The organism is Streptomyces sp. NBC_00005, assembly GCF_045160215.1.
GTDB lineage: Bacteria > Actinomycetota > Actinomycetes > Streptomycetales > Streptomycetaceae > Streptomyces.
Genome location: NZ_CP108316.1, coordinates 2,797,378 through 2,818,021 on the forward strand (window position 1 = coordinate 2,797,378; position 20,644 = coordinate 2,818,021).

A 20,644-nucleotide genomic window follows, 5' to 3' on the forward strand; every position below is an offset into this window, starting at 1 on the left:
GGCATGGCAGACAACGCAGCGAACACGCAGATCATGACGGTTGTGGTGACCGGTGCCTCGGGGCGTACCGGGAGCCGGGTGGCGCAGGCGGCGCGGGCGGCGGGGCTCACGGTGCGGGCCGCGTCGCGTGCTCAGGGCTTCGACTGGGAGGACCCGACGACGTGGGCCCGGACCTTGCGGGACGCCGACGCGGCGTACCTCATGTACCCGTCCGACGTCGGCTCGCCCGCGGCGGTGGAGGGCATCGGGGCGCTCGCCCGGGAGGCGGTCGGGCTCGGGGTGCGGCGGCTGGTGATGCTGTCGGCGCGCGGTGAGGAACAGGCGCTGGCGACGGAGGAGGCGCTGAAGGCGTCGGGTGCGGACTGGACGGTCGTACGGGCCACCTGGTTCGCGCAGAACTTCAGCGAGGGGCCGCTCGTGGAGGGGCTGAGCCACGGGGAGCTGGTGTTCCCGGCCGGTGAGGTGAAGGAGCCGTTCGTCGACGTGCGGGACATCGCGGATGTGGTGGTGGCGGTGCTGACGGCCGGGGAGCGGTACGTCGGGCGGACGGTGGAGCTCACCGGGCCGCGGCTGCTGTCCTTCCGGGAGGCCGTCGCGGAGATCTCCGCGGCGACCGGCACGAAGCTGACGTACACGCCGGTCCCGGCGCGCGCCTACGGCGAGACACTGACCGGGTTCGGGGTGCCGCCCGAGGAGGCGGAGTTCCTCGTGGAGGTCTTCGAGGGGCTGCTCGACGGGCGCAACGCGCACCTCACGGACGGCGTCCGCCAGGTGCTGGGACGCGAGCCGCGCGACTTCGCGGACTTCGTGCGGGAGGCTGCCGCGGCGGGCACCTGGAAAGGGTGAACGGCCGCCTCTCAGGAGTCCTCGGGCTTGTGCGGCGGGTGGGTGCTCTTCACATGGGTGCGCAGGCGGGACGTCACGTCCTCCGGCGGCAGGAAGCGGGACCAGCGCTCGGGGAACTCGGAGGGCATGTCCGGGTCGTCCGGGTCGGGGTCGTGGCCCGCGGCGGCGCGGGCCACGTGCTCGGCCAGCTGCACCTCGCGCAGCCGCTCGTTCGCGGCGCGGGCCGCGGCGGTCGCGGCGGCCGGCCAGACCCGGTCGATCGCGGCGTTGACCGCGGCCCCGACGAGGACGGCGAAGGCGGACACACCGATCCACAGCAGCACGGCGACGGGCGCGGCCAGCGAGCCGTAGATGGTGGGGCCCTCGACCGTGCTGGTCAGGTAGATACGCAGCAGGAAGCTGCCGAGCACCCACATCCCGAGGGCGACCAGGGCGCCGGGCACGTCCTCGATCCACGGGGATCGGACGGGGACGGACACGTGGTACAGCGTGGTCAGGAAGGCGACCGACAGGACGAGGACGACCGGCCAGTACAGCACCTGCACGACGGTCGTCGACCACGGCACGATGTTCACCACCGCGTCCGGCCCGGCCACCATCAGCGGCAGCGCGACCGAGCCGATCAGCAGCGCCACGATGAACAGCGCGAAGGCGAGCAGGCGGGTCTTGACGATGCCGCGGACGCCGTCGAGGCCGTACATGACGGTGATGGTGTCGATGAAGACGTTCACGGCGCGGGAGCCGGACCACAGGGCGAACAGGAAGCCGATGGAGATGACGTCGGGCCTGCCGCCCTTCATCACGTCGTGCAGGATCGGCTGCGCGATCTCGTTGACGCCCTTGTCGGACAGGACCGTGCGCGAGGCCTCCAGGAGGTTGGTCTCCAGGCTCGCGATGGTGTCGGCGCCGGTCCAGGCGTCGGCGTAGCCGAGCAGGCCGATCATGCTGAGCAGCAGGGGCGGCACGGACAGCAGCGTGAAGAACGCGGCCTCGGCCGCGAGGCCCAGGATGCGGTACTCCATGCACGAGTTGACGGTGTCCTTCAGCAGCAGCCAGGCAGTCCTGCGCTTCGAGACGTTCCGGTAGAGGGCACGCGCCCGGTGGAGACGCCCGGAGGGGCTCGGCGAGGGTTCACTTGCTGGCTGCACGACCTAAAGGTATCCGCCGTGGCTGAGTGCACTCATCCCCCGGCTGCCTAGCCTGTCGAATCACCGGAGCGGAAACCGGGCGGCAACAGAGCAGTAACCATCGAGGAATCCTACGTATTTTCCTGTCATGTCCGCGTTGGCCTAATTGTTCTGCCGCACAACCGGAATCGCCACCGGCACATGCACCGCCGGTTCGGCGAGTTCCCCGGTCACGCACCTGAACACCGATTATCCCGCGCGCGATCAATGAACTCCGCAGCGGCGGTAATGCGCCAATGGCCGAAACGCCCTTGAACCGTTCATGAACTCTCCGAAAGAATCCGCATTGCATTCGTTGCGCACGCTGAGGACGACTCAGGCGCACACGACACGGGGGACATCGAGGGTCCATGACCAGGGCCCTATCCAGTCGCGTTACCCGTGATCCGCATGGGATCCATGTGGGTCGCGCCGTGCTGCCCTGCGACATTTTCACGCGGCCACTTCACACACTTCCGCAACATTCTGAACTCTTATCCCAGTGTTATTGAATTCCGCCCCGCACTGAACAGCAGGCGGAGTTCGAGCGTATTTCTCTCGGGGGAATTTTCATGTCGGCTCAGCAACCTTTGACGCGTACACCGTCACAGATCCATGGGGACGGTGCGCGTCGGGCTGCGCCACGAGTCGTCGGCGTGGACACGGCGCGCGGGCTGGCGCTGATCGGGATGTTCTCCGTACATGTGTACGGCGCGTTCGCGGCGGACGGCTCGCCGACCCCGGCGTGGATGTTCGCGGGCGGCCGGTCGGCGTCGACCTTCGCGCTGATGGCGGGCATGGGGCTGGCGTTCACGACGGGCCGTGGTCGCGGCCGGGGCCCGGCATGCGCGCCGGTCACCGAATGCCACGAGCCCGTAACTGCGGGGCCGTCGACGGAACCGATCGACACCAAAAACCCGTAAACGTGTAAAACCTGCAAAATCCGTAAGGAGCTCCCGTGGTGGGAAAAATCGACACCGTCACCGAAAATGTCCTCGCCGAGGTGCTGGCCGGTGTCGTGCGCAAGGAACACGTACCGGTCGACAGTCATTTCTTCGACGATCTCGGCGCCAACTCCCTGGTGATGGCTCACTTCTGCGCCCGGGTGAGGAAGCGGGACGACCTGCCGTCGGTGTCGATGAAGGACGTCTACGGCAATCCGACGATCCGCAGCCTGGCGGCGGCCCTCGACACGGCCCCGGCGCCCGCGCCGGTCCGCATACCCGAGCCGGCCGCCCCGCAGCCCGGCAGCACCCCGCGCTATCTCCTGTGCGCCGTGCTCCAGTTCCTGGTGTTCGCCACGTACAGCCTGCTCGCCGGGATCGTCATGGGCCAGGGCTACGAGTGGATCTCCGCCGTGGACGGGATCGTCGACATCTACCTGCGGTCGCTCGTCTTCGGCGCCTCGGTGTTCGCGGGCGTCTGTGTCGTCCCGGTCGTCGCCAAGTGGCTGTTGATCGGCCGGTGGAAGGAGACCGAGTTCCCGGTCTGGAGCCTCGCCTACGTCCGCTTCTGGACCGTCAAGTCGCTGCTGCACGCCAACCCGATGATCCTCTTCACGGGCAGCCCGCTGTACGTGATGTACCTGCGGGCCCTGGGCGCCCGGATCGGCAAGGGCGTGACGATCCTGTCCCACTCGGTGCCGGTCTGCACCGACCTGCTGACCATCGGCGAGGGCACGGTGATCCGCAAGGACTCCTACTTCCTCGGCTACCAGGCCCACGCGGGCCGTATCCGCACCGGCAGGGTGACGCTGGGCAGCGAGGTGTTCGTCGGCGAGAAGACCGTCCTGGAGATCGGCACGACGATGGGTGACGGCGCCCAGCTCGGCCACTCCTCCGCCCTGTACGGCGGCGCCTCGGTCCCGGCGGGGCAGCGGTGGCACGGCTCCCCCGCCGAGCGCACGGACGTCGACTACGTCCGCGTGCCGCCGGCCCGCACCTCCACCCTGCGCCGGGCCGCGTACGGTCTCGGTGGACTCGTGCAGACCCTGGTCGTCACCGTCCCCTTCGCGGTCGGCGGTGCCTACCTGCTGCTGACGCTGGTTCCCGCCCTCGACACCCTGCTCGACCCGAACTCCAAGGACCTGGGGTCGGCCGAGTTCTACGGCGAGGCACTGGGCTTCTCCCTGGCCGCGTACGCCGGCTTCATGGTCCTCGGCCTCGCCGCCGTGTCCCTGCTGCCGCGCCTGCTGAGCCCGCTGCTGCGCCCGGACCGGGTCTACCCGCTGCACGGCTTCCACTACTCGGTGCAGCGCACGATCGCCCGCATGACCAACATCAAGTTCTTCAAGTGGCTGTGCGGCGACAGCTCGTACATCGTCCCCTACCTGCGGGCCATCGGTTACGACCTCTCGCAGGTCGAGCAGACCGGCTCCAACTTCGGCACGGAGGTCCAGCACGAGACGCCGTACCTGGTCACCGTGGGCAGCGGCACGATGGTCGCCGACGGACTGTCCATCGTGAACGCCGACTTCTCCGGTACATCCTTCCGCGTCTCGCCCGCGGCGATCGGACCGCACAACTTCCTCGGCAACAACATCGCCTACCCCAGCGGCGGCCGCACCGGCGACAACGTCCTGCTGGCGACCAAGGTGATGGTCCCGCTGGAAGGTGAACTGCGCGAGAACGTGGGCCTGTTGGGCTCGCCCTGCTTCGAGATCCCGCGCTCGGTGGAGCGCGACCACCGCTTCGACCATCTGCGCGAGGGCGACGAACTGCACCACCGGCTGGCCGCGAAGAACCGCTACAACCTGCGCTCGATGGGCCTGTTCCTGTTCGTGCGCTGGCTGCACTGGTTCGCCCTGACCCTGCTCGGCTTCGCCGCTCTCGACCTGTACGGGGCGAGCGGCACCGTCGGCGGTCTGCTGATCGGCGCGACCCTGATCCTGAGCCTCCTGTTCAGCACCGGCTACTACGTGCTGGTGGAGCGGCTGATCGGACGCTTCCGGTCGCTGGAGCCGAAGCTGTGCTCGATCTACGACCCGTACTTCTGGGGGATCGAGCGTCTGTGGAAGGTGCCCGACAACCACCTCGTGGTGTTCAACGGGACGCCGTTCAAGAACCTCGTCTGGCGCCTGCTGGGCGTCCGGCTCGGCCGCCGGGTCTTCGACGACGGCTGCTACATCACCGAGCGCACGCTCGCCTCGATCGGCGACGACTGCACGCTCGCCGCACACACCAAGGTGCAGGCCCACTCGCAGGAGGACGGCACCTTCAAGTCCGACCGGATCACCATCGGCGCCGGCTGCACGGTCGGCACCGGAGCCCTCGTGCACTACGGCGTCTCGATGGGCGACGGCGCGGTCCTCGCGCCCGACTCCTTCCTGATGAAGGGCGAGGAGATGGCGCCGGGGGCGCACTGGGGCGGGAACCCGGCGGTCGCGCCGCGGCACGGATGACAGGACAGGCAGGAAACAGGGGGGAACGACCGATGGAATCAGTACCGCGATGGACTCTCGACCCGGTTGTGGGCATCGCCACATACGAAGTCCCGCTGCCGGAGGGCCTGTCGAGCACGCCGTCCGAACTGGCGACCGCACACACCAGGGTGCTGTCCGCACTGTCCGGCGAACCCGCGGGGACGGCCGGTCCCGACGACGGCGCCCTGCAGGTGGGGCTCACGGACCGCACGCTGCGCCTGCGCTACCGCACCGACGTCCTCGACGCGGAGGCCGCCGCCCGCATCGCGGGCTACCACCTCACCGCGCTCGCCGATCCCGAGCGGACGAGCCTGCTGTCCGAGGAGGAACTCCGTTTCCAGCTGGACGAGTTGGCGGGTCCCGAGCGTGAGCTGCCGGACCGGCGGGTGCACGAGCTGTTCGAGCAGCGGGTGACGCTGCATCCGGACACGGTGGCCGCCGTGCAGGACGAACGGCAGTGGACGTACCGCGAGCTCAACTCCCGGGCGAACCGCATCGGCCGGGCGCTGCTCGCCCGCGGCCTGCGGCGCGAGGGCGTGGTCGCGGTGGTGATGGAGCGGAACCTCGACTGGCTGGCCTCCGTGCTCGGCGTCCTCAAGGCGGGCGGCGTGTATCTGCCGATCGAGCCGCACTTTCCCACGGACCGCATTGCGACCACGCTCACCCGCGCCGGCTGCGAACTCGTCCTGACCGAGCACGGGAGCGCCGGCAACGTCGGCCGGGCGGCCCGCACGCTGTTCGTGGACGCCGCCTACGCCGAGGACCACGCCGACGACGACCTCGGCGTGTCCGTCCCGGCCGGCCAACTCGCCTACATCTACTTCACGTCCGGCTCCACCGGCGAGCCCAAGGGCGCGATGTGCGAGCACGCCGGCTTCCTCAACCATGTCCTCGCCAAGATCGGCGACCTGGGGATCGGTGCAGGGCGGACGGTCGCGCAGACCGCGCCCCAGTGCTTCGACATCTCCCTGTGGCAGTTGGTCTCCGCGCTGCTCGTCGGCGGGCGGACGCTGCTGGTCGGGCAGGAGACGATCCTGGACGTACCGCGGTTCGTGGACACGATCGTGCGGGGCCGGGTGAACGTGCTGCAGATCGTGCCGTCGTATCTGGAGGTCGTGCTGGCCGAGTTGGAGCAGCGGCCGCGTGAACTGCCCGACCTGCGCTGTGTGTCGGTCACCGGCGAGGCGGTCAAGAAGGAGCTGGTGCAGCGCTGGTTCGACGCCGAGCCCGGGATCCGGCTCGTCAACGCCTATGGCCTGACGGAGACTTCGGACGACACCAACCACGAGGTCATGGACCGGGTGCCGGACGAGGAGCGGGTGCCGCTCGGACCGCCGATCGCGAACGTGCGGGTGTACGTCGTCGACGAGGACCTGGTGCCCGTACCGCTGGGCGCGCCCGGCGAGATCGTCTTCTCCGGGGTGTGCGTCGGGCGGGGTTACGTCAACGACCCCGAGCGGACGAAGGCGGCCTTCGGCGACGACCCGTACCGGCCCGGCGAGCGGCTGTACCGCAGCGGTGACCACGGGCGCTGGCTGCCGGACGGGAAGCTGGAGTTCCTCGGCCGCCGGGACAGCCAGGTGAAGATCCGCGGGTTCCGCGTCGAGATCGGCGAGATCGAGAACGCGCTGCTGCGGGTGCCCGGCGTGCGGGACGGTGCCGTGGTCGTCGTGCGGGGTGCGCAGCTGGTGGCGTTCTGCACCGGTGCCGAGCCGGTGGGCGCCGACGAGGTACGCAACAAGCTGGCCGCGTCGCTGCCCTCGTACATGGTCCCGGCCGTCGTGCACTGGCGGGAGACGCTGCCGCTGACCGCCAACGGCAAGACCGACCGCAAGACACTGACCGCGCTCGCCGAGGAGCTCGATCCCGACCAGACGGGCGTCTCCGGTGCGCCGGACACGCCCACCGAGCGGCGGATGGCCGCCGCCTGGGCCGAGGTGCTCGGCATCCCCGCCGACCGGATCGGCCGCCTGGACCACTTCTTCGACCGCGGCGGCACCTCGCTGTCCGCCGTGAAGCTCGCGATCGCCCTGGACCGGGCGATCACCCTCAAGGACGTCACCCGCCTCCCGGTCCTCGCCGACCTGGCGGGGCTGCTCGACGCGCGCCACTGAAAGGAACCTGTGCAATGTCGCACACGTACCAGACTTTCCTGCCGGACATCGACCAGGCCCCGGGCCGCCCGCCGCTTCTGCACGCCAAGTCCGACGGTGACGCGGCGAGTTGGGCCGCCGAGCACCGCAACGCGCTGCGTGCCGCAGTCGCCGAACACGGCAGCCTCCTGGTCCGCGGACTGGGCCTGAGCGAACCCGCCGCGACCGAGGCCGTGTTCCGGCACCTCTCCAGCGGCCGCCTGATGGCCGACCGGGAGCCCTTCGCCCCCCGCCGCTCCTACGCCGAGGGCGTGTACTCCTCCTCCAAGTGGCCGAACAACCAGCAGATGTGCATGCACCACGAGCTGAGTTACGCCCTTCAGTTCCCGGGCCTGCTGCTCTTCGCCTGTCTGGTGGCACCGGAGACGGGCGGCGCGACCGCGGTCGCCGACGCGCCGACGGTGCTTCAGGCGCTGCCCGCCGAGCTGGTCGAGCGGTTCGAGCGGGAGGGCTGGCTACTGACCCGGACGTACAACGACGAGATCGGGGCGTCGGTCGCCGAGGCGTTCGGCACCGCCGACCGGGCCGCCGTGGAGCGCTACTGCCGGGCGAACGGCATCGAGTTCGCCTGGGAGGGCGACGGCTCCCTGCACACCCGGCAGCACCGCAGCGCGGTCGTCCGCCACCCGGTGACGGGCCGGCGCTGCTGGTTCAACCAGATCGCCTTCCTCAACGAGTGGACGATGGACCCCGAGGTGCGCGAGTACCTGGTGGACGTCTACGGATCCGACGGGCTGCCCTTCAACACCCGCTTCGGGAACGGCGATCCGCTCGACGAGGACATCGTCCGCGCCATCAACGAGGTCTACGAGACCCACACCCTGCGCGAGCCGTGGCACTCCGGTGACCTGCTGCTCGTCGACAACATCCGCACCTCGCACAGCAGGGAGCCCTTCGACGGGCCCCGCGAGGTGCTGGCCGCGCTCGGCGACCCGGTGCGGCTGACGGACTGCGCGCCGACCATCGAAGTGAGGACCGCATGACCACCACCGAAAGTGGAGCCGAAAGCGCCCTGGGCGCACCGCCGTTCGCGGTGATCTCCGGCGAGCAGGTCCAGGAGGCACTGCACGGCCGGGAGCCGGAGATCGGCGAACTCGTCGAGGCCGTCTACCGGCTGCACGGGGCGGGCGACTCGGTGAACCCGCCGTCGTACTTCCTGCGCTTCCCGGACCGCCCGTCGTCCCGGATCATCGCGCTGCCCGCCTCGCTCGGCGGACCGCAGCGGGTGGACGGACTGAAGTGGATCTCCAGTTTCCCGGAGAACACGAAGTCCGGGCTGCCGCGGGCCTCCGCCGTGCTGATCCTCAACGACCCGGCCACGGGCTACCCGTTCGCATGCCTGGAGAGCTCGGTCATCAGCGCGACGCGCACGGCGTCCTCGGCGGCGCTGGCCGCCGACCGCCTGAGCCGGACGCGCCGGCGCCCCACCCGGGTCGGCTTCATCGGAACGGGCCTGATCGCCCGCTACATCCACACCCATCTCGCGGCCACGGGCTGGGAGTTCGAGGAGACGGGGGTGTACGACCTGTCGGCGGACAGCGCGGCGGGCTTCCGCGGCTATCTGGAACGTACGGATGCGACGGGCAAGGTCACGGTGCACGACGACCCCGAGTCCCTCGTCCGTTCCAGCGACCTGCTGGTGTTCGCCACGGTCGCGTCCGCACCACACATCCACGATCCGTCGTGGTTCACGCACCACCCGCTGGTACTGCACGTCTCGCTGCGCGACCTGGACCCGAGGATCCTGCTCGCGTCGGCCAACTACGTCGACGACGTCGAGCACTGCCTCAAGGCGGAGACCTCGCCGCACCTGGCCGAACAGCTCACGGGGAGCCGGGAGTTCCTCGACGGCACGCTGAACGACGTAATGACCGGGCGGGCGACCGTTCCGGGTGACCGGACGGTGGTGTTCTCCCCGTTCGGACTGGGGGTTCTCGACCTCGCGGTCGGCAAGTTCGTCCACGACGAAGTGGCCCGTAGGGGCGGGCTGCACGTCGTGGACGGGTTCTTCCACGAGCTACGCCGGCACGGCTGACCTGCCGGTCATCGTGGCGCATGAGGAGGGGGCATCATGCCCGTCATTTCTGATCCCGTTCAATTCAACGAGGAGGAGCTCTATGTCGACCTTCGGGCCGCACTGGGGCTACCGCTGTACCTGAAGTGCGAGGGGTTCAACTTCGCCGGTTCGATCAAGCTCAAGGCGGCCACCGAGATGGTGAACGCCGCCGAGCGCGACGGGCTGCTGCGGCCGGGCTCGGTCCTGGTCGAGTCGTCGTCGGGGAACCTGGGCGTGGCCCTGAGTGTGATCGCGGCGAGCCGGGGCTACCGGTTCCTGTGCGTGACCGACTCGCGCTGCAACCAGCCGACGATCCGGCTGATGGAGTCGCTCGGCACGCGCGTGCACGTCATCGAGGAACCGGACGCGCGTAGCGGCTTCCTGGGGGCGCGGATGTCGTACGTGGGCGCGCTGTGTGCGTCCGACGACAGATACGTGTGGCTCAACCAGTACAAGAACCAGGGCAACTGGCGGGCGCACTTCCGTACGACCGCTCCGGAGATCGCCCGCCGCTTCCCGGAGCTGGACGTCCTGTTCGTCGGGGCCGGCACGACCGGGACCCTGATGGGCTGCGCCCGCTGGTTCTGGCAGTGGCGGCGCCCGGTGCGCATCGTGGCCATCGACACCGTCGGCTCGGTGAGCTTCGGCATGACACCGGGACGCCGGATGATCCCGGGGCTCGGCATGAGCGTGCCTCCGTCGTTCCTGGACGAGTCGTACGTGGACGACCTGGTCCGCGTCGAGGAGACCGACGCCATCCTCGCCTGCCGCCGTCTGGCCGCCCGCGGCTTCATGTTCGGCGGCTCGACGGGCACGGTGATCAGCGGCGCCGGCCAGTGGCTGGCCGAACACGGCCGCCAGGGTCTCACCTCGGTGGCCATCGCCCCGGACCTCGGCGAACGCTACCTGGACACGGTCTACCGCGAGGGCTGGCCGGCCGACGCGCTCGAGCAGGAGGTCCCGGCAGCGGTGGCACAACTGGCCTGACGGCCCATCTCAAGACGTCGGGTCCGGCTGTTTCAGCCCGCCCCGGGGTGCCCCCTCCGGGGGAGTTCGAGGACGAGGCCGTTCAGGCCGAAAAGGGGGGTCCAGGGGGCACAGCCCCCTGGTGGCCCACCACACCGCCGAGTGCCGTGTCCATGGCGTGACCACCCCCCGCCCCCGGGGTACTTTCGCAGGCATGGCACGCAGCACCCACCCCGTGACCAACCAGCCCCCACCCCTGACCGGCTACGACGTCTACGGCACCGACCGCGCCCTGACCGCAGCCGTCGAACGGCACCTCGACCCGGGCCTGCTCGACGAGGCCCGCGGCGAGCTGTCCGCGCTCGGCCGGGCCTCCGGATCGGCACAGGTGCAGGAGTGGGGCGTCCAGGCCAACGAGCACCCGCCCCGGCTGCGCACCCACGACCGCTACGGTCACCGCGTCGACGAGGTCGACTTCCATCCCGCCTGGCACCGCCTGCTCGGCAAGGGCGTCGCGGCGGGGCTGACCGCGGCCTGGGTCCGGCCCGGCGGCCACGTCCGCAGAGCCGCCGCGTTCCTGGTGTGGACGCAGGTCGAGGCCGGGAACCTCTGTCCCCAGTCGATGACCCACGCGGCCGTACCCGCGCTCCGCACCGACCCCGCTCTCGCCGCCGAGTGGGAGCCCCGGCTCACGTCCATGGTCTACGACCGCGAGCTGCGGCCCGCCCGCCTCAAGGCCGGGGCCCTGTTCGGGATGGGCATGACCGAGAAGCAGGGCGGCAGCGACGTACGCGCCAATACGACGTCCGCGAGTCCGCTCGCTCAGGACGGGACGTACGAGCTCACCGGCCACAAGTGGTTCTGCTCGGCTCCGATGTCCGACGGGTTCCTGGTGCTCGCCCAGGCTCCGGACGGGCTCACCTGCTTCCTCGTGCCGCGCGTGCTGGAGGACGGTTCCCGCAACGTCTTCATGCTCCAGCGCCTCAAGGACAAGCTCGGCAACCGCGCCAACGCCTCCAGCGAGGTCGAGTTCGACGGGACGTGGGCGCGCCGGGTCGGCGAGGAGGGGCGCGGGGTGCGGACCATCATCGACATGGTCGCGGCGACGCGCCTGGACTGCGTGCTGGGGGCGGCGGGCCTCATGCGGCAGGCGGTCGCGCAGGCGGTGCACCACTGCACGTACCGGGAGGCGTTCGGCGCGAAGCTGGTCGACCAGCCGCTGATGCGCAACGTCCTGGCCGACCTGGCGCTGGAGTCCGAGGCGGCGACCACCCTCGCGCTGCGGCTGGCCGCCGCCTACGACGACGGCGGGGAGCAGGAGCGGGCGCTGCTGCGGATCGCCGTACCGACTGCCAAGTACTGGGTGACCAAGCGCTGTACACCGGTCGTGGTCGAGGCCGCCGAGTGTCTGGGCGGCAACGGGTATGTCGAGGAGTCGGGGCTGCCCCGGCTGGTGCGCGAGTCGCCACTCAACTCGGTCTGGGAGGGCGCGGGCAACGTCCAGGCGCTGGACGTGCTGCGCGCACTGCAGCGGGAGCCGCAGGCGCTGAACGCCTACCTGCAGGAGGTCGGAAAGTCGCGCGGGGCCGACCACCGTCTCGACGGTGCGATCAAGGACCTGCTGACCGAACTGGCCGATCTGGAAGGCATCGAGGCGCGGGCCCGGCGGGTGACGGAACGGCTCGCGCTGGTGCTCCAGGGTTCGCTGCTCGTCAGGTTCGCGCCACCGGAGGTGGCCGATGCCTTCTGTGCCTCGCGGCTGGGCGGTGACGGGGGCTCCGCTTTCGGGACGCTGCCCCACACCCTGGATCTGGGATCGGTGGTGGAACGAGCCCGACCAGTGAACTGACCTCGGTCGAGCCGGTCTCAGGGGCGCGGGGAACCGCGTGCCGAGCCACAACGCACCCGCAGCCGCCGACGCACATCGGGCCGCGCCCCTGCCGCGAACACCGCCGAACCGCCGGAGGCAATGCGCGGGGGTGGTGCTGCGCCGACACGGCACCACCCCCGCTCCCCTGGCCCGTTCGAGGCCACGAACGCCGCTCGGGACGGCGTTGCTCAATATTCGGACACGCCGGGGACGATTCACCAGGGTTGCAAGGGGTTGCAACTTGCTGCTGTCTGTGGCTGGACTGTCTCCGTCCGTCAGGGACGAACGGCACTATGAGACGAACAGTGCGGACGACTCCGACGCCGTGGCCGAAACGCGACGAGAAACCGGTTGTCCGAGCTCTTCTTCCGGGAGGACCAGTGGCGCACCCGCCGACCGACCTGACGCAGCTCGCCGTGGTCGACGCCGCGCGTGCGGCGCGGGTACTCAGCGAGGTCCGCTCCGCCAGGCTCTCCGGGCAGCGCGCGCCCGTCGCGCCGCGCCCGGTGATCGAGCAGTCCTGGGGGCGCATGCTGCGCAGCGGCATCGACCCCGAGCGCGACCACCGGTCCGGGCTGCTGTCCGCCGACGAGGTGCGGCGGCGCCGGGAGACCACGACGCTGCGGCACGTCCTGCCGGTACTGCGGGAGGGCCTGCTGTCGGTGGCGGACATCGCCCACCACATCATGGTCGTCGCCGACGACGACGGCCGGGTGCTGTGGCGCGAGGGCAGCCCGGCCGTCCTGCGCAGAGCGGACGGGCTCGGCTTCGAACTCGGCGCCGACTGGCGGGAGGACGTCGTCGGGACGAACGGCGTGGGCACCCCGGCGGTGGTGCGCCGGCCCGTGCAGGTCTTCGCCTCCGAACACTTCGTGCGCTCGCAGACGACCTGGACCTGTACCGGCGCGCCCATCACCGACCCGCGCGACGGCCGGCTGATCGGTGTCGTGGACGTCAGCGGGCCCCTGGAGACGATGCATCCGGCCACGCTCGCCTGGGTCGACTCGGTGGCCAAGCTCGCCGAGGCCCGGCTGCGCGAGCTGCACCAGACCTCGCTGGAGCGGCTGCGCGCGGTCGCCGCACCGGTGCTGGCCTCAGTGGGCGGCCGGGCCCTGGCCGTGGACCGGGACGGCTGGACCGCGGCGGTGACCGGGATTCCGTACACCAACCGGATCGCCCTGCCCAAGTCCCTGTCGGCGGGCCGCCGCTGGCTGCCGATGCTCGGTCTGTGCTCGGTGGAGCCGCTGGCGGAGGGCTGGTTGATCCGGCCCTCGGACGAGCCGGTGCCGCGCGGCGCCACCCGCATCGTGCTGGATTTGACGCAGCCGCGCCGCTGGTCGGTGACGGTGTCCGGATGCGCGGGCTCCTGGAGTCACGAACTGAGCCCCCGGCACGCCGAGTTGCTCTATCTGCTCGCCCTGCACCGCGGCGGACGCAGCGCGGCGGGCCTGGCCGAGGAGGTGTTCGGCGACCCGGCCCGCAGGGTGACGGTGCGCGCCGAGATGTCCCGAGTGCGCCGCTATCTCGGGGGATTGCTGGAGCATCGGCCGTACCGCTTCGCCGAGGTCGCGGAGGTCGAACTGCTCCTGCCGGCCGACCCGCGCGATCTGCTGCCACAGTCGACGGCACCGGCGGTGACCAACGTGCGGGAGCCGGTCGAGTTGCCCTGAGCGTGTCCGGTACGTGTCCCTGAGTCACCTTGCAGCCACATCTTCCGCATATTTGCAGGGTCTTCGTCCCCGATCGCGCCGGACTGCCGTAGCATCCCTCTACGGGCCGCCCCACCTGCTTCTTTGGTCAACACACGGACCAATAACCGCAGTTGGCCCGCCTCGGGAGGACGTATGACGCAACGTGGCCGACACCGCAGGCAGCAGCGGGGCCGTGCGCTGCGCGCCGTCCTGGCCGGGACCGCCCTCGCGCTCACCGCCGCCGCCACCATGATCAGCGCCTCACAGGCCACGGTCGGTAACCGGCCCGGCGCCCTGAAGGCGCTCGCCTCCTCCGACCGGACCACCGGGTTGCGGCTCCAGGAGCGTCAGGTGCCGCAGAGCACGCTCGACCGGCTCGCCTCCGCGATGGGCAGGCCCGTCGGTGTGAGCACCGTCCTCGCCGACGCCGACCACTCCCTGCGCAGAGCGGCCGACTGCACGTCCACCGATCGCGCGACGCTGCCCGTCGAGCCGGCGGCCACCCGCGCGTACTGCTGGGACGCCGCCGACACCCGCGGCTGGCGGGCCGGCGCGGTCACCACCTCCGGGGACGCGGACGACGACGGCCACTGGGGCGAGAACCGTGTGATCCTCTCCGGCTGGACCCACCACACCGGCAGCTCGGCCAGGTCCGGCCTCGCCCGGATCGCCGTCGTCGACGCCGACGACCCCGGCCGCCTCACCTACACCTGGGCGGCGCTCGTCGTCCCGGTCGACGGCGGCCGCGACTACCGCGGGCTCTCCTCCCCCGTCACCGGCATGGTCTGGTACCAGGGCAAGCTGCTGGTCACCGCCGCCGACGGCCTGTACGTGTACGACATGCACCGCATCCAGCGGGCCACCGTCGACCGCCGCACGGTCGGCAAGGTGCACGGCGGCTGGGCGGCGTACGGCTCGCGGTACGTCCTGCCGGCCGTCGGCTCGTACCGGCTCACCGGCAAGGCCGCGCACCCGGCGGCGATCTCCCTCGACCGCAGCACCGCGCCCGACAGCCTGGTCGCGAGCGAGAAGGTGTCCGCGGACAGCGGACGGCACACCCGGCTGTGGCGCTACGCGTTCAGCAGCGATCCGGCCCGCGCCGGACTGCTGGCCACCGACTCCGCCGGTCGCGCGGTCGCGACCGAGGCGTACGAGACGAAGACGGCCGGCATCGGCGGGGTCCTGTCGTACGGCTCGCAGTGGTACCTCGCCCGCGCGGCGGACACCCCGGACGGCCACGGCACCCTCTGGCGGCAGAACGAGCGGGCCGCGAAGGCCACCCGGTGCGGGTCGGACGAGTCGAACCGCTGCTGGACCGGACAGGCCGGATCCCTGTCCTACTGGGAGGAGACCGGCGAGGTCTGGTCCCAGACGGGGCAGATGCTCTACACGCTGCCGCTGGCCTCGATCGACAGATCTCTGGGATAGATGATTCCCTGACGGGCATGACCAACATCCCCGTGACCACCTGGTCCCTGGAGCAGACCGCCCCGACCGACCTGCTTCCGGCCGCCGCGCCGGAGGGGGACGTACGGATCGTCCGCTCCGAGGTCCCCTCACCCGAGTTCAGCCGCTTCCTGTACGCGTCCGTCGGCGGCGACATCCGCTGGATCGACCGGCTGGGCTGGACGTACGCGCGGTGGCGGCAGCACCTGGACCGGCCGGGCGTGGAGACATGGGTCGCCCACGACCGCGGGACACCCGCCGGGTACGTGGAGCTGGAGCCGCAGGACGACGGGGTCGTGGAGATCGTCTACTTCGGACTCGTCCCGGCCTTCCGGGCCCGGCGGATCGGCGGGCACCTGCTGTCGCACGGCGCCGCCCGCGCCTGGGACCTCGCGGAGCGCTGGCCGGGGCTGGCGCAGACCAAGCGGGTCTGGCTGCATACGTGCAGCCTGGACGGGGAGCACGCCATGGACAACTATCTGCGCCGGGGGTTCAAGCTCTTCGACACCAAGGTCGAGGAGGAGGCGGAGGTGTCCGCGCCCGGTCCCTGGCCCGGTGCCTACCCGGCCTGACCTGCGCGGACAAGGTCTGCCGCAGAGGATGTGACCGACAACACCCACGTCTCACATTCCGGGACAAGGGTGTCCGCATCGCGGACGAAGCTGGACTGTGTCCAGATCGCCGTGACACGCTTCCGTCATGTCTGGAACTGGAATTGCCTTGGTGAGTCGGCGGCACGTCGACCTCGGCCGCATGTCCAGCGCCATCTGTCCGGCGAGCTGACGTACCCATCAGTGGCCTTCGGCCACGGGACCAGCACCGCCGACATCTCCCCCAGTTCGATCCCGCGCAACGACGCGCACGTATACCCATGCGCCCGTACGCGCAGGTCAGAGCCGCTTTCCCGCCTGTCCCGAAGGACGTAGAACCATGGCCGCCAACCCGCAGAAGCCTGCCGCCGCGACTCCCCGCCGCAAGGTGAGCCGTCACCGCGGTGAAGGTCAGTGGGCCGCGGGGCACTTCACCCCGCTAAACGGCAACGAGCAGTTCAAGAAGGACGACGACGGTCTCAATGTGCGGACACGCATTGAGACGATCTACTCGAAGCGGGGCTTCGACTCCATCGACCCCAACGACCTGCGCGGCCGTATGCGCTGGTGGGGTCTGTACACCCAGCGCAAGCCCGGGATCGACGGCGGCAAGACCGCGATCCTGGAGCCGGAGGAGCTGGACGACAAGTACTTCATGCTGCGCGTCCGCGTCGACGGCGGCCGGCTGACCACGCAGCAGCTGCGGGTGATCGGCGAGATCTCGCAGGAGTTCGCGCGCGGCAGCGCCGACATCACCGACCGGCAGAACATCCAGCTGCACTGGATCCGCATCGAGGACGTCCCGGAGATCTGGAACCGCCTGGAGGCGGTCGGTCTGTCCACCACCGAGGCCTGCGGCGACTGCCCGCGCGTCATCATCGGCTCGCCGGTCGCCGGTATCGCCGAGGACGAGATCATCGACGGCACCTGGGCCATCGACGAGATCCACGAGCGCTACATCGGCAGCAAGGAATTCTCCAACCTGCCCCGCAAGTTCAAGACGGCCATCTCGGGTTCCCCGCTCCTCGACGTCGTCCACGAGATCAACGACGTGGCGTTCGTCGGTGTCGAGCACCCCGAGCACGGCCCCGGCTTCGACCTGTGGGTCGGCGGCGGCCTGTCCACCAACCCGAAGATCGGTGTCCGGCTCGGCGCCTGGGTCCCGCTGGAGGAGGTACCGGACGCCTGGGCGGGCGTGATCGGCATCTTCCGCGACTACGGCTACCGGCGCCTGCGCACCCGCGCCCGTCTGAAGTTCCTGGTCGCCGACTGGGGCCCGGAGAAGTTCCGCCAGATCCTCGAGGACGAGTACCTGGGGCGCAAGCTCGTCGACGGCCCCGCGCCCGCCGAGCCCACGTCGCGCTGGCGCGACCACGTCGGCGTCCACCGGCAGAAGGACGGCCGTTTCTACGTCGGTTTCGCCCCGCGGGTCGGCCGCGTCGACGGTGCCACGCTCACGAAGATCGCCGAGCTGGCCGAGGCGCACGGCTCGGGCCGGGTCCGGACCACCGTCGAGCAGAAGATGATCGTGCTCGACGTCGAGGAGGGCCAGGTCGACTCGCTGGTCGAGGCCCTGGAGGCGCTGGACCTGACCGCCAGGCCCTCTCCCTTCCGGCGCGGCACCATGGCCTGCACCGGCATCGAGTACTGCAAGCTCGCGATCGTCGAGACCAAGGCGCGCGGTGCCGCCCTGATCGACGAACTGGAGCGCCGGATCCCGCAGTTCGACGAGCCGATCACCATCAACCTCAACGGCTGCCCGAACGCCTGCGCCCGTATCCAGGTGGCGGACATCGGTCTCAAGGGGCAGCTGGTCCTCAACGACCAGGGCGAGCAGGTCGAGGGCTACCAGGTGCACCTGGGCGGCGCGCTCGGCCTGGAGGCCGGGTTCGGCCGCAAGGTCCGCGGCCTGAAGGTCACTTCCGACGACCTGACCGACTACGTCGAGCGCGTACTCAAGCGGTTCCAGGACGAGCGCGAGGACGGCGAGCGCTTCGCCGCCTGGGTCACCCGTGCGTCCGAGGAGGCCCTCTCATGAGCGAGCGGGCCGCCCCCTTCTACTGCCCCTACTGCGGCGACGAGGATCTCCGTCCCAGTGAAGCCCTGAACGGCAGCCATGGTGCGTGGGAATGCGCGGCATGCAACCGGGCCTTCCAGTTGAAGTTCCTCGGGCTGCTCGCCCGGGGCCTTCAGCACTCCGAAGCAGGGGGAGAACAGATATGACCGCCGTTCAGGAAGAACGCGCGACCGAGGATCTCAAGGCGCTCGCCGAGCAGGCGGGCCGTGACCTGGAGGACGCCTCCGCGCTGGAGATCCTCCAGTGGGCGGCCGACACGTTCGGCAAGCGCTTCTGCGTGACCTCCTCCATGGAGGACGCGGTCGTCGCACACCTCGCCTCCCGGGCCCTGCCCGGCGTGGACGTCGTGTTCCTCGACACCGGCTACCACTTCCCGGAGACCATCGGCACCCGCGACGCCGTCGAGGCCGTGATGGACGTCAACGTCATCACGCTCACCCCGCGCCAGACGGTCGCCGAGCAGGACGCCGAGTACGGCCCCAAGCTGCACGACCGCGACCCCGACCTGTGCTGCAAGCTGCGCAAGGTGCAGCCGCTGGAGCAGGGCCTGAAGAGCTATGTGGCCTGGGCGACGGGCCTGCGCCGCGACGAGTCCCCGACCCGGGCGAACACCCCGGTCGTCGGCTGGGACGAGAAGCGCCGGAAGGTCAAGATCTCCCCGATCGCCCGCTGGACCCAGGACGACGTGGACGCCTACGTCGCCGAACACGGCGTACTGACCAACCCGTTGCTGATGGACGGCTACGCCTCTGTCGGCTGCGCCCCCTGCACCCGCCGGGTCCTGGAGGGCGAGGACGCGCGGGCCGGCCGCTGGGCGGGCAACGCCAAGACCGAGTGCGGGCTGCACTGATGACCGCGCCCGCGCCTTCGACGAATCAGGAGAACCACGTGACGACCGGAGCCACCGTCTGGCTCACGGGTCTGCCGAGTGCCGGCAAGACCACCATCGCGTACGAGCTGGCAGGCCGGCTGCGCGAGGAGGGCCACCTCGTCGAGGTGCTCGACGGCGACGAGATCCGCGAGTTCATCTCGGCGGGCCTCGGCTTCAGTCGCGAGGACCGGCACACTAACGTGCAGCGCATCGGCTTCCTCGCCGAGCTGCTCGCCCGCAACGGCGTCAAGGCGCTCGTGCCGGTGATCGCGCCCTACGCGGACAGCCGCGAGGCGGTGCGGGGGCGCCACCAGGCGGGCGGGGCGGCGTACATCGAGGTACACGTGGCGACTCCGGTCGAGGTGTGCTCCGTACGTGATGTGAAGGGTCTGTACGCCAAGCAGGCGGCGGGCGAACTGTCCGGGCTCACCGGGGTGGACGACCCCTACGAGCAGCCCGAGACGCCCGACCTGCGCATCGAGTCGCAGCACCAGACCGTCCAGGAGTCCGCTGCCGCGGTCCACGCGCTGCTCACCGAAAGGGGACTGGCATGACGACGACCGTCGCCGAGGTCGAGGAGGGCACGGGTGCCCCGTACGCCCTTTCGCACCTGGACGCGCTGGAGTCCGAGGCGGTGCACATCTTCCGCGAGGTGGCGGGCGAGTTCGAGCGGCCGGTGATCCTCTTCTCCGGCGGCAAGGACTCCATCGTCATGCTGCACCTGGCACTGAAGGCCTTCGCTCCCGCGACCGTCCCCTTCTCGCTGCTGCACGTGGACACCGGACACAACTTCCCCGAGGTGCTGGAGTACCGCGACCGCGCGGTGGCCAGGCACGGCCTGCGGCTGCACGTCGCGTCCGTGCAGGACTACATCGACCGCGGTGTCCTCAAGGAACGCCCGGACGGGACCCGCAACCCGCTGCAGACCCTCCCGCTCACCGAGAAGATCCAGGCCGAGAAGTTCGACGCCGTCTTCGGCGGCGGACGCCGGGACGAGGAGAAGGCCCGCGCCAAGGAGCGGGTGTTCAGCCTCCGCGACGAGTTCTCGCAGTGGGACCCGCGCCGCCAGCGGCCGGAGCTGTGGAACCTCTACAACGGCCGGCACGCGCCCGGCGAGCACGTCCGCGTCTTCCCGCTGTCCAACTGGACCGAGCTGGACGTGTGGCAGTACATCGCCCGCGAGGGCATCGAGCTGCCGCAGATCTACTTCGCGCACGAGCGCGAGGTGTTCGCGCGCAGCGGGATGTGGCTGACCGCCGGTGAGTGGGGCGGGCCCAAGGACGGCGAGACCGTCGAGAAGCGGCTGGTCCGGTACCGGACCGTCGGTGACATGTCCTGCACGGGTGCGGTCGACTCCGACGCGACCTCGCTGGAGGCCGTCATCACCGAGATCGCCGCCTCCCGGCTGACCGAGCGCGGCGCCACGCGTGCCGACGACAAGATGTCCGAGGCCGCGATGGAAGACCGCAAGCGCGAGGGGTACTTCTAAGC

General features: G+C 70.5%; 18 protein-coding genes. 17 read left to right on the top strand and 1 reads right to left on the bottom strand.

Features of this window, described 5'->3' with window-relative positions:
- The first annotated feature begins 3 nt into the window (after nucleotides 1-3).
- Nucleotides 4-846, top strand: coding sequence for an NAD(P)H-binding protein (locus tag OG303_RS13170; protein WP_405868082.1), 843 nt, complete (start codon nucleotides 4-6; stop codon nucleotides 844-846).
- 11 nt (nucleotides 847-857) lie between these two features.
- On the opposite strand, the gene OG303_RS13175 is transcribed toward OG303_RS13170, so the two are convergent.
- On the bottom strand, nucleotides 858-1,994 hold the full coding sequence (locus OG303_RS13175) for a YihY/virulence factor BrkB family protein (RefSeq protein ID WP_405868084.1): 1,137 nt from the start codon (nucleotides 1,992-1,994) through the stop codon (nucleotides 858-860).
- Between the two features lie 674 nt (nucleotides 1,995-2,668).
- On the opposite strand from OG303_RS13175, the gene OG303_RS13180 reads away from it, so the two are divergent.
- The 16 genes from OG303_RS13180 (at nucleotide 2,669) to cysD (ending at nucleotide 20,642) form a co-directional block, all read left to right on the top strand.
- Nucleotides 2,669-2,935 (top strand): hypothetical protein, encoded by a 267-nt coding sequence (locus OG303_RS13180; protein ID WP_405868086.1) that lies wholly within the window; start codon nucleotides 2,669-2,671, stop codon nucleotides 2,933-2,935.
- A gap of 38 nt (nucleotides 2,936-2,973) precedes the next feature.
- Nucleotides 2,974-5,412, top strand: coding sequence for a Pls/PosA family non-ribosomal peptide synthetase (locus OG303_RS13185; protein ID WP_405877243.1), 2,439 nt, complete (start codon nucleotides 2,974-2,976; stop codon nucleotides 5,410-5,412).
- A 32-nt stretch (nucleotides 5,413-5,444) separates the two neighbouring features.
- Nucleotides 5,445-7,547, top strand: a complete 2,103-nt coding sequence (locus OG303_RS13190; RefSeq protein ID WP_405868088.1) for a non-ribosomal peptide synthetase — start codon at nucleotides 5,445-5,447, stop codon at nucleotides 7,545-7,547.
- Between the two features lie 14 nt (nucleotides 7,548-7,561).
- Nucleotides 7,562-8,569 carry a TauD/TfdA family dioxygenase gene (locus OG303_RS13195; protein ID WP_405868090.1) on the top strand — a complete coding sequence of 336 codons (1,008 nt, stop codon included), beginning with the start codon at nucleotides 7,562-7,564 and terminating at the stop codon, nucleotides 8,567-8,569.
- The gene (gene sbnB, locus OG303_RS13200) at nucleotides 8,566-9,621 is read left to right on the top strand and encodes a 2,3-diaminopropionate biosynthesis protein SbnB (protein WP_405868092.1); all 1,056 of its coding nucleotides are present in this window, start codon (nucleotides 8,566-8,568) and stop codon (nucleotides 9,619-9,621) included. Before OG303_RS13195 ends, sbnB begins: the two co-directional genes overlap by 4 nt.
- Before the next feature lie 36 nt (nucleotides 9,622-9,657).
- On the top strand, nucleotides 9,658-10,629 hold the full coding sequence (sbnA, locus tag OG303_RS13205; RefSeq protein WP_405868094.1) for a 2,3-diaminopropionate biosynthesis protein SbnA: 972 nt from the start codon (nucleotides 9,658-9,660) through the stop codon (nucleotides 10,627-10,629).
- 193 nt (nucleotides 10,630-10,822) lie between these two features.
- Nucleotides 10,823-12,457: an acyl-CoA dehydrogenase family protein gene (locus tag OG303_RS13210; RefSeq protein WP_405868096.1), complete on the top strand. Its 1,635-nt coding sequence runs from the start codon at nucleotides 10,823-10,825 to the stop codon at nucleotides 12,455-12,457.
- A 401-nt stretch (nucleotides 12,458-12,858) separates the two neighbouring features.
- Nucleotides 12,859-14,148 carry a GAF domain-containing protein gene (locus tag OG303_RS13215; RefSeq protein WP_405868098.1) on the top strand — a complete coding sequence of 430 codons (1,290 nt, stop codon included), beginning with the start codon at nucleotides 12,859-12,861 and terminating at the stop codon, nucleotides 14,146-14,148.
- 174 nt (nucleotides 14,149-14,322) lie between these two features.
- A complete protein-coding gene (locus OG303_RS13220) occupies nucleotides 14,323-15,597 on the top strand; it encodes a hypothetical protein (protein WP_405868100.1) in 1,275 nt (424 codons plus the stop codon).
- A gap of 17 nt (nucleotides 15,598-15,614) precedes the next feature.
- On the top strand, nucleotides 15,615-16,187 hold the full coding sequence (locus OG303_RS13225) for a GNAT family N-acetyltransferase (protein ID WP_405868102.1): 573 nt from the start codon (nucleotides 15,615-15,617) through the stop codon (nucleotides 16,185-16,187).
- Between the two features lie 127 nt (nucleotides 16,188-16,314).
- On the top strand, nucleotides 16,315-16,398 hold the full coding sequence (locus OG303_RS13230) for a putative leader peptide (protein ID WP_309486338.1): 84 nt from the start codon (nucleotides 16,315-16,317) through the stop codon (nucleotides 16,396-16,398).
- Between the two features lie 147 nt (nucleotides 16,399-16,545).
- Nucleotides 16,546-18,243, top strand: coding sequence for a nitrite/sulfite reductase (locus tag OG303_RS13235; protein ID WP_405868104.1), 1,698 nt, complete (start codon nucleotides 16,546-16,548; stop codon nucleotides 18,241-18,243).
- Nucleotides 18,240-18,428 carry a hypothetical protein gene (locus OG303_RS13240; protein WP_405868106.1) on the top strand — a complete coding sequence of 63 codons (189 nt, stop codon included), beginning with the start codon at nucleotides 18,240-18,242 and terminating at the stop codon, nucleotides 18,426-18,428. The genes OG303_RS13235 and OG303_RS13240 overlap by 4 nt, the downstream gene beginning before the upstream one ends.
- On the top strand, nucleotides 18,425-19,132 hold the full coding sequence (locus tag OG303_RS13245) for a phosphoadenylyl-sulfate reductase (RefSeq protein ID WP_405868108.1): 708 nt from the start codon (nucleotides 18,425-18,427) through the stop codon (nucleotides 19,130-19,132). The genes OG303_RS13240 and OG303_RS13245 overlap by 4 nt, the downstream gene beginning before the upstream one ends.
- Nucleotides 19,132-19,707 (top strand): adenylyl-sulfate kinase, encoded by a 576-nt coding sequence (gene cysC, locus OG303_RS13250; RefSeq protein ID WP_405868110.1) that lies wholly within the window; start codon nucleotides 19,132-19,134, stop codon nucleotides 19,705-19,707. Before OG303_RS13245 ends, cysC begins: the two co-directional genes overlap by 1 nt.
- On the top strand, nucleotides 19,704-20,642 hold the full coding sequence (cysD, locus tag OG303_RS13255; RefSeq protein WP_405868112.1) for a sulfate adenylyltransferase subunit CysD: 939 nt from the start codon (nucleotides 19,704-19,706) through the stop codon (nucleotides 20,640-20,642). The genes cysC and cysD overlap by 4 nt, the downstream gene beginning before the upstream one ends.
- Nucleotides 20,643-20,644: the final 2 nt, after the last annotated feature.